This window comes from Microbulbifer discodermiae (assembly GCF_040742695.1).
Lineage (GTDB): Bacteria > Pseudomonadota > Gammaproteobacteria > Pseudomonadales > Cellvibrionaceae > Microbulbifer.
The window spans coordinates 1-8,188 of the sequence record NZ_JBFLAB010000092.1 but is presented as its reverse complement, the minus strand read 5'-3'; the positions used below and the strand labels follow the sequence as shown (position 1 = coordinate 8,188).

At 62.1% G+C, this 8,188-nt stretch carries 11 protein-coding genes; 2 read left to right on the top strand and 9 right to left on the bottom strand.

Annotation, left to right across the window (positions count from 1 at the left end; all coding sequences use genetic code 11):
* Nucleotides 1-40 precede the first annotated feature (40 nt).
* From AB1S50_RS18385 to AB1S50_RS18350, 8 genes are all read right to left on the bottom strand, one after another.
* Complete coding sequence (locus tag AB1S50_RS18385; RefSeq protein WP_367152640.1) at nt 41-202, bottom strand: hypothetical protein; 162 nt, start codon at nt 200-202, stop codon at nt 41-43.
* Complete coding sequence (locus tag AB1S50_RS18380; protein ID WP_367152638.1) at nt 199-786, bottom strand: hypothetical protein; 588 nt, start codon at nt 784-786, stop codon at nt 199-201. Before AB1S50_RS18380 ends, AB1S50_RS18385 begins: the two co-directional genes overlap by 4 nt.
* Nucleotides 786-998 carry a TraR/DksA family transcriptional regulator gene (locus tag AB1S50_RS18375; RefSeq protein WP_367152635.1) on the bottom strand — a complete coding sequence of 71 codons (213 nt, stop codon included), beginning with the start codon at nt 996-998 and terminating at the stop codon, nt 786-788. Before AB1S50_RS18375 ends, AB1S50_RS18380 begins: the two co-directional genes overlap by 1 nt.
* The gene (locus tag AB1S50_RS18370; protein ID WP_367152475.1) at nt 998-1,207 is read right to left on the bottom strand and encodes a tail protein X; all 210 of its coding nucleotides are present in this window, start codon (nt 1,205-1,207) and stop codon (nt 998-1,000) included. The genes AB1S50_RS18375 and AB1S50_RS18370 overlap by 1 nt, the downstream gene beginning before the upstream one ends.
* A complete protein-coding gene (locus AB1S50_RS18365) occupies nt 1,207-1,680 on the bottom strand; it encodes a head completion/stabilization protein (protein ID WP_367152633.1) in 474 nt (157 codons plus the stop codon). Before AB1S50_RS18365 ends, AB1S50_RS18370 begins: the two co-directional genes overlap by 1 nt.
* 131 nt (nt 1,681-1,811) lie before the next feature.
* Entirely contained in the window at nt 1,812-2,471 is a 660-nt protein-coding gene (gpM, locus tag AB1S50_RS18360; RefSeq protein WP_367152631.1) for a phage terminase small subunit, read from the bottom strand.
* 63 nt (nt 2,472-2,534) lie between these two features.
* The gene (locus AB1S50_RS18355) at nt 2,535-3,551 is read right to left on the bottom strand and encodes a phage major capsid protein, P2 family (RefSeq protein WP_367152629.1); all 1,017 of its coding nucleotides are present in this window, start codon (nt 3,549-3,551) and stop codon (nt 2,535-2,537) included.
* 68 nt (nt 3,552-3,619) lie between these two features.
* Complete coding sequence (locus AB1S50_RS18350; protein WP_367152627.1) at nt 3,620-4,453, bottom strand: GPO family capsid scaffolding protein; 834 nt, start codon at nt 4,451-4,453, stop codon at nt 3,620-3,622.
* A 149-nt stretch (nt 4,454-4,602) separates the two neighbouring features.
* On the opposite strand from AB1S50_RS18350, the gene AB1S50_RS18345 reads away from it, so the two are divergent.
* Together AB1S50_RS18345 and AB1S50_RS18340 are read left to right on the top strand one after the other, a co-directional pair.
* Nucleotides 4,603-6,366, top strand: coding sequence for a terminase ATPase subunit family protein (locus AB1S50_RS18345; protein WP_367152625.1), 1,764 nt, complete (start codon nt 4,603-4,605; stop codon nt 6,364-6,366).
* Nucleotides 6,363-7,421, top strand: a complete 1,059-nt coding sequence (locus AB1S50_RS18340; protein ID WP_367152623.1) for a phage portal protein — start codon at nt 6,363-6,365, stop codon at nt 7,419-7,421. Before AB1S50_RS18345 ends, AB1S50_RS18340 begins: the two co-directional genes overlap by 4 nt.
* Nucleotides 7,422-7,704: 283 nt before the next feature.
* Here the strand turns inward: AB1S50_RS18340 and AB1S50_RS18335 are convergent, their stop codons facing one another.
* Nucleotides 7,705-7,983: an ogr/Delta-like zinc finger family protein gene (locus AB1S50_RS18335; protein ID WP_367151398.1), complete on the bottom strand. Its 279-nt coding sequence runs from the start codon at nt 7,981-7,983 to the stop codon at nt 7,705-7,707.
* Nucleotides 7,984-8,188 lie beyond the last annotated feature (205 nt).

The following is an 8,188-nucleotide window of genomic DNA, read 5'->3' as shown; positions in this document are numbered from 1 at the left end:
CAAAACAGCGTTTATGACCTGTATATTCGGTATTTTGACGTTACCTCGCTGTAAAGGCAGCAGGTGTTCGATAATTTTGAATTGCGATTTTGTGATTTCCATAAACGCAGATTTTATCAAAATTAGTGTTAACAGGCCCTAGGGTATCGAACAGGCCGCCGAGCAAAAATTTTGCGGCGCTGGCAATGACGGTCGCACTCACAGGTCGCCCTCCTCGATCAGGGTGTAGGTGAAGCGGTTGCCCCACAGGGGTTCCGCGCGCCGGCACAGGGCCATCAGCAGGTTGAAATCCAGCGGGTCGGCCAGCACCTGGCAGCCGGCGCTCCAGCGGTCCACCTGCTGGCTGTTTTGGTGGGCGGACGCCCGGTGACAGTTGATCCCGAAATAGCCGCCCTCGATGGGGGCGTCGGTGTCGAGTATCCGGTCGCGATTGCTGTCCCGATAAACCCGCACCGGCCCGCGCTGCACCAGTGCGGTGTAGCTGCCCTGGTGTTTGCCGATCTGCCACAGGCCCGGGTACTGGCCGGGCACCAGGATGGCGGTGCCCTTGACGTTGGCGGGCTGCTGGCGCCAGTACAGGCCCGGGTCGGTGGTGGCGGGAAACAGGTAACAGTGCGGCGCGCCGTTGAGGCGAAACGCCACGGCCAGGTGATCGTTAAAGGTATTGGCGCTGGTGTCGGCTTTGCGGATGCCCACCAGGTTCAGGTTGTAATCACCGCGATCAAAAAATTCATAGGCTTTGCGCGTCATCGCGCTTTGCAGTCGGGCATAATCGGGTAACTGCATCATCCTCTCCTGTTTCTCTTCTCCCGCAGGGTCTGGCATTCGACGCAGCGGGTGATGCCGCCGAAGGCGCGCCGGGCCGGTGGAATTTCCGCGCCGCAGTCACTGCAGTCGGCGGCGCTGGGCCGGTTAAAGTCGGCCCGCGCGCGCTGCGCCTCCAGCGCATGATTACGCTGCTGCTGTTCCAATTCCGCGGCGCGGTCCAGTGCGTCCATCAGTCCCAGAGCTGTATCAGTGGTTGCTGTTCCGCCGCGGCCTGGGACGGTTCCGGCAGTGTCACCGAAGTGCCGTTGGGCAGCAGCGGCCCCAATTCGGCCAGGGCCGGGTTGAGGGCCAGCACCTGTTCCAAAAGTCCGGCGGTGCGCCCCAGGTGCCGGTGGCAGAGAACGTCCAGTGTGTCCCCCTGCAGGGCGCGCACGCGCATCAGATCAACTCCACGGTGCTGCGGGACAGCCCGAGGATTTCACTGATGGCCCAGCGGGCGTTGCGGCGCTGTTCGTCGATGCCGGGGCTGAGGTCGTCGGCGCGATCGTGGCCGGCGCCGGTGCTGTCGTGGTCGCGGTAGCGTTCGGTCAGATCCGCCTTGACGGTGCTGTACACGGCGCGGCGGTAGAGCATCAGCAGTTGGCTCTCCCCGCCCATCTGGGTGCCGGGCACCTGTGCCAGACTGCTGTAACCGCTTTCGATTTGCCGGCTTTGCCAGTCCCGCAATTCGCGGTTGACGTTGGCCATGGCGTAGAGACAGGCTTCCCTGAGCCGCGGCTCGGGAATGTCGCCGTGAATCCGCACGCTATCGCGCAGGTGCTCCTGGTCGATATCCGGGAACCAGCCGTCATTGCCAAACGGCTCGCCGCTGCTGGGCTGGCTGTCCGGGACATTGACGACAAGTGCATCCATGGGGTTGTTCCCTGCTGCCGGCGAAGTCGGCGGTGGGGGGCGGAGCCCTGGAATCGCTGTGCGCTATCGCGGGCTCCGCCCCGCCGCCGGGCGCGGTGGGTCGCTCGGGTCAGCGGCGGGAGAGCAATCGCTCAATCAGTCCCGCCGGTGGTTTTTTTTAACGCGCGTTCCAGCTTTTCAATGTCCTTTTTGACACCGACGCGGTCGTGCAGACTCAGGGCGCGACGCAGGTGTTCCAGTGCCGCCTGGGGATTTTCTTCACTGAGCAGCAGGCCGGCGGCCTTGTGCAGTTTGGCCCGCGCCTGGTCGGGCATGTCGCGCTGCCTTGTGAGTTGATCCGCGTTCAGCACCACCGCCAAGTCGAACGCCTGGCCGGCACCGAGGGCGGCCAGCGCGGCTTCGGCAATCTCTTCGGCGATCACGGTGGCGGTGTCGCGCTGGTACTGGTCCGGCAAGGTCAGATTGTGGGCCAGGGCATAGTCGGCGATCCGCAGTGCCCACCCATAGTCACCGGTGTCGATATGCCACACCAGCGCGGTCATCAGCACATCGTCCTGGGCGCCGTCTCCGCCCTCCAATGTGCCGGCAATCCAATCGTGATAACGGGGCAGCAGCTGGCGCTTGAGTGCCACCTTGCGCTCCACGGACTGCACCTGTTTTAGCCGCCGGCGATCCTCCGCCAGCTGCATCAACATTCGTTCGTAGGCGTTGGCGTGGTGACAGTCGCTGTCCTCGGTAGCGGCCTGCGCGGCGAGGGTGCGTTCATAGTGGCGCTGGGCTGGGCTTGTCATGGGGTGCTCCGCTTGCTGTCGATTTGAAAAGCGCCCGCCGGCGCAGCCGGGGCTATCGATTGATTATCCGGTTACTTGAATAACGATATTTTCCACCAGGCAGCCGGCCCCAAAATCCTCGACCACATAGGCGTCGTTGGAGGATTCGTAATTCTCGATCTGGTCGCGCTTGGCATTGTCCACCAGGGTGCGGCGGCGCGAGCTCTCCTGCCAGTAGACGGAGAGGTTGTCGAAGCGGGTAATCAGCAGCTTGTTGTCCGGAAAGCCCGGCACCCGCGCGGCGGGTAGTCCGCCCAGGCGTTTTTGGCTGAGGATAATGTCCGCGGCCAGTTTTTCTGTGGGGGCTTCCTGGGTGCTGACCAGGGGAAAATATTTGTCGTGCAACAGCCTGCGCCCGCAGATCACTACCAGTTCGGTGTCTTCCTGATACCAGGGATCCAGCAGGCTGCCGGTGGCGTCGTACACCAGGGCGTCGAGATTTTTGTAATCGCCGGTGGCGCCGACGTTGACCTGGCCGGAACTCTCAACCACTTCCGTCATCACGCGCTCTGCGGCCCGCTCGCGGTAGTGCTGCAGCCAGCCTTTGTTGACATCCTGCAGCAGCGGGTTGGCGACCGGGTCGGAGGTGGCGGCGCGGCTGAGACCGTTAAATCCAATCAGTATCCGGTCCAGGGCCTGGCGGCGCAGTATGGCGTCGCGCACCCGGGTCTGGAAATCGGGAAACTTGGCCCAGGCGTCCAGCTTGGCGTAGGTGATATGGGTGTCCGAGTTGGTCTGCTCGCAGCGGTAGCGCTGCGCGTCCAGTGTGCTGGGATCCTTGGTCTGGCGATCCTGGTTGGCGGTGTTGGTGGTGCTGGCGATGGGACTGCCGATACCCAGGCCGAGCTTTTCCCCCTCCTGTTCCCGCACACCGATGACGTTGATGCGACCGAGGAATTCGGAGGATTCCTGCATCTTGGTTTCCAGGGTTTGCTGCACCGAGGGGTCGACAGCAAATTTCTGTGTGGCCTTTTCCACGCCGTTGAGCCTGGCGATCTGCTCCAGGTAGGCGTTGTAGATTTTGCGGGTTTCGTTGCGCATCTTCTGTTGCTCCTAAGTGCCGCGGCGGATTCCGATGGATTCCAGCGCGGCGTTCGGGTTTTTTCCGGTCAGCAGTCGGTCAGTGCCTGGCCGTCACCGCCGGCGGCAGCGGGACGCCGGCCGGCCGGGTTTTCGGTGTGATCGATTTTCTTTTCCAGCGCCGCGGTCTGGTCGCGGGCGGCGGCGAGCTGGGTGGCGAATTTGCGGCACTCTTCCCTGAGTGCGGCAACTTCGTCCCTGAACTTTTCCAGTGTGTCCACGGTGTTGCCCGCCACTTCTTCGACGGCGGCTTCCATGTTGGCAAAGCGGGTGTCGTCACTGCGGTTTTTCTGCTTGAACAGTTCCCGGATGCGGGACACCAGACCCTCGCCCGGTTCTTCCACCTCCTGAAATTCCAGGGTGACTTCGGTGGCGGCGGTAAACAGATTTTCCGGACGCTGTTTGCGCGCGGAGAAGGGATTGGCATCCGGGTGCTGCGCGGAGAATTCCAGCATGGAGGTGCCGAGGCTCGCGGGGGAGTCGGTGACCGCCATGCCCACCAGGTAGGCTTCGCCACTGCTGGCGAAGTTGGGATCGATTTCCACCGAGGAATACAGCTTCTGGCGTTTCTGGTTCATCTGCACCAGGTCTGCGGTGGGATCTATCTGGCCGAACAGCGCCATTTTCTGTTCGCCATCAATGGTGACCTCTTCTGCCTTCACCGCCAGGATATCGCCGTAGGCTTTAAAAGGGCCGTCGGGCAATATGCCGCGGAAATGCTCCAGCCAGATCCGCGCGCCGTATTTTTCCGGATCGAAGTTGGCCGCCATCTGTTCGATCCACTGGCGCTGGATGGTGCGGCCGTCGGTGGTGTCGCCCTCGACGGCGATACGAAACCATTTGGAGTTGTATTTCTTTGGCATGGGGTGGCCCTGTGTCAGTTCCGGCTAAAAGCGGTTGTGGCTGATAGTCGGGAGCCGCGCCGCCTGTCTCAATGCGCGCGGCTTGTAGCGGCGCCGGGGACAAAGGGGGCACAGCCCGGCGGTGGCAAACGGCGGTATAGGCTGCCGGCATGTTCATCACCGCCCCCACCACGGATCCGCGCCGGGCCGCCCGCAGCCTCTACTGGCAGGGCTGGCGCACGCGGGATATCGCCCGGCACCTGGACCTGCCGCGCACCACGGTGGAGAGCTGGAAGACGCGCGATCGTTGGGGCGAGGCGCCGGCCATAGAGCGGGTGGAAGCCTCCCTGGAGGCGCGCTTGATCCAGCTGATCGCCAAAGAGCCCAAGACCGGCACCGATTTTAAGGAAATCGATCTGCTGGGCCGGCAGATTGAACGGCTGGCGCGGGTGCGCCGCTATGCCCGGGAAGATGGCCACGAGGGCGACCTGAACCCTAAAGTGGCCAACCGCAACGCCGGGTCGCGCAAACGGCGCCAGCGCAATGCCATGACGGAGGAGCAGAAGGAAAAACTCCTCACCCTGTTTCGCGACACCCTGTTTGAATACCAGCGCGACTGGTACGGCGCGGGACTGCAACACCGGATCCGCAATATCCTCAAGTCGCGGCAGATCGGCGCCACCTGGTATTTCGCACGGGAGGCGCTGGCGGATGCCATCCACACCGGGCGCAATCAGATTTTTCTCAGCGCCAGCAAGTCCCAGGCCCATGTGTTTAAACAGTACATGGTGCAGTATGCGGCCGAGGCGGAGGTGGAACTCAGCGGCGATCCGATGATTTTGCCCAACGGCGCCCACCTGTATTTTCTCGGCACCAATGCACGCACGGCGCAGAGCTATCACGGCAATCTGTACTTCGATGAATATTTTTGGGTGCACAAGTTCCAGGAGCTGCGCAAAGTCGCCTCGGGCATGGCGATGCACAAAAAATGGCGGCTGACCTATATCTCCACACCCAGCGCCATCACCCACGACGCCTACCCCTTCTGGGCCGGGGAACTCTACAACCGCGGGCGCCCCAAAGCGGAGCGGATCGCCCTGGATCTCAGCCACAGTGCACTGGCCCCGGGGCGGCACTGCGAGGACGGACAGTGGCGGCAAATCGTCACGGTGGAGGACGCCCTGCGCGGCGGCTGCGATCTGTTCGATCTGGACCAGCTGAAACTGGAATACAGCGCCGACGAATGGGCGAATCTGTTGCTGTGCCAGTTTATCGACGACACCGAGTCGGTGTTTCCGCTGGCGATGATGCAGCGCTGCTTTGTGGACAGCTGGGAAGTCTGGGAGGACATCAAACCCTTTGCGTTGCGCCCCTATGGCGCGCGCCCGGTGTGGATCGGTTACGACCCGGGCCTGGACGGCGACGGTGCCGGCTGTGTGGTGGTGGCTCCGCCGGCGGTGCCCGGCGGCAAGTTCCGGGTATTGGAAAAGCACCGCTGGAAGGGCCAGGACTTTGAATCCCAGGCGAAGCAGATCCGCGCAATGACCGAGCGCTATGCGGTGGCCTACATCGCCATCGACACCACCGGCCTGGGCACCGGGGTTTACCAGCTGGTGCGCAAATTCTTTCCCGCCGCCGTTGCGCTCAACTACTCCCCGGCGGTGAAGACGGAACTGGTGCTGCGCGCACTCAACGTCATCGGCAACGGCCGGCTGGAATTCGATGCGGGCTGGACCGACCTGGCGCAGTCCTTTATGCAAATCAAAAAAACACTCACCCCGAGCGGTCGCCAGGTGACCTACCAGGCCGGGCGCAGCGAGGCGACCGGCCACGCGGAACTGGCCTGGGCCACCATGCACGCCCTGGGCAATGAACCCCTGGGCGCCGGCAGCGAGGATGACTACAGCAGCGGTTTTATGGAGATCTATTCATGAGCAGAAAGAGACGGCGCAAGCCAGGCCCCGGCGCTTCAGTGGCAACGGCGACCCCGGACAGCGGCGCCCGTATGGAGGCGTTTAGCTTTGGCGAGCCGGTACCGGTGCTGGACCGGCGCGAGATCCTGGACTATGTGGAGAGCTGGTACAACGGCCGCTGGTATGAGCCGCCCATCAATCCCCACGGACTGTCAAAAAGTTTTCGGGCCAGCCCCCACCACAGCTCCGCCATCTATGTGAAACGCAATATCCTCGCCTCGACCTTTATACCCCACCGGATGCTGAGCCGCGCGGCCTTTTCCCGCTGGGCGCTGGAATATCTGATTTTTGGCAACGGCTATCTGGAGCGGCGCGACAACCTGGCGCGCCAGCCACTACACCTGCAACCGGCACTGGCCAAATATGTGCGCCGCGGCCAGGGCGAACAGTATTTTTTTGTGCAGGGCTGGCAAGAGGAGCACGAATTTCCCGAAGGTTCCGTCTTCCACCTGGCCGAACCGGATATCAACCAGGAGATCTACGGTGTGCCCGAGTACCTGAGCGCCCTGCAGGCTGCTTACCTCAACGAATCCGCCACCCTGTTTCGCCGCAAGTATTATCTCAACGGCAGCCACGCCGGTTTTATCCTCTACGTGAGTGACCCCGCCCAACAAAAAGAGGATATCGACAATATGCGCGAGGCCCTGAAGCAATCCAAAGGCCCCGGCAACTTCCGCAACCTGTTCCTCTACAGCCCCGACGGCAAAAAAGACGGCATCCAGGTCATTCCCATCAGCGAGGTCGCCGCCAGGGATGAGTTTCTGCACATCAAAGACGCCAGCCGCGACGACGTGCTCGCCGCCCACCGCGTGCCACCGCAACTGATGGGGATTATTCCCAAGAACAAAGCCGGCTTCGGCGACGTGGAGAAGGCGACGCGGGTGTTTAACGAGAATGAACTCAAACCCCTGCAGGCCCGCTTCGCCGAGCTCAACGAATGGATCGGCGAAGAGGTGATCCAGTTCCAGCCCTACCAAGTCGACGTCGGTACCGAGCCGTCCCCCCAGCCCGCCTAAGCCGTCCTCACCGCTCTCGCTCCTTTTCCTCCTCGGCCGCACCAGGCGGCCTTTTTTCCCATCCGCCACCGACCGCCCCCGGCCTGCCGCAGGCCTGCGCCGCCCCGGCGCGCGCAGTCAGCCCCACGCCTCGCCTGCGGACTTAATGTGTTGATTTTGACTTGCTGGCGGAAGTCAGCCCGGCCCAGCTATGGCGGGGGCTGCAAGGGAGTTGGCAATAGCTTGCGGGCGACGCAAAACGACGCAGGCTCGGGGTGCCCCAAGGGCACCCATAGCGACTGGATCAGTGGCGTACAATTCTGGGGGACAGAGGGATATTCACGTCGGGGTTTGGCTTGGCGCTGGGGGATAGCGTGTGCAACACCGAGAGTGCGGCGACGTAGGTGTGCCCGCATTCCACATCCGTGCACTGGAAATAAATTTCCCGATACAACGGTGTGATCTGCTGACTGGTCCGCGCCCGCGCCTTGGCGCCACAGTGTGGGCAGCAGAGTCCAATGCGCATGGGGGTCATATCCATGACCGGTTTGGGGTTGGCTGTATCGTTTGCCTGTGTTTCCATCACTGAGCCCTCGATCGGTTATCCGGGACAATTTTACCAAATAAACCCATGACAGCTAGTACCTAGGGCCTGTTAACACTAATTAGCCGGTCAGCGATCAATGAAAAGTTGATGAAGAACTTAAAAACGACATCCAACTTATCAAATCGACTAAATATTCTTCGGAAACCTTTCAAGCGGCGAAACAGACGCTCTACTTCATTTC

Excerpts from the sequence above, each read along its gene's own strand:
- AB1S50_RS18335 (WP_367151398.1), bottom strand. The coding sequence starts at position 7,983 with ATGGAAACACAGGCAAACGATACAGCCAACCCCAAACCGGTCATGGAT.
- AB1S50_RS18370 (WP_367152475.1), bottom strand. The coding sequence starts at position 1,207 with ATGCGCGTGCGCGCCCTGCAGGGGGACACACTGGACGTTCTCTGCCAC.
- gpM (WP_367152631.1), bottom strand. The coding sequence starts at position 2,471 with ATGACAAGCCCAGCCCAGCGCCACTATGAACGCACCCTCGCCGCGCAG.
- AB1S50_RS18365 (WP_367152633.1), bottom strand. The coding sequence starts at position 1,680 with ATGGATGCACTTGTCGTCAATGTCCCGGACAGCCAGCCCAGCAGCGGC.
- AB1S50_RS18340 (WP_367152623.1), top strand. The coding sequence starts at position 6,363 with ATGAGCAGAAAGAGACGGCGCAAGCCAGGCCCCGGCGCTTCAGTGGCA.
- AB1S50_RS18355 (WP_367152629.1), bottom strand. The coding sequence starts at position 3,551 with ATGCGCAACGAAACCCGCAAAATCTACAACGCCTACCTGGAGCAGATC.
- AB1S50_RS18350 (WP_367152627.1), bottom strand. The coding sequence starts at position 4,453 with ATGCCAAAGAAATACAACTCCAAATGGTTTCGTATCGCCGTCGAGGGC.
- AB1S50_RS18345 (WP_367152625.1), top strand. The coding sequence starts at position 4,603 with ATGTTCATCACCGCCCCCACCACGGATCCGCGCCGGGCCGCCCGCAGC.
- AB1S50_RS18380 (WP_367152638.1), bottom strand. The coding sequence starts at position 786 with ATGCAGTTACCCGATTATGCCCGACTGCAAAGCGCGATGACGCGCAAA.
- AB1S50_RS18375 (WP_367152635.1), bottom strand. The coding sequence starts at position 998 with ATGGACGCACTGGACCGCGCCGCGGAATTGGAACAGCAGCAGCGTAAT.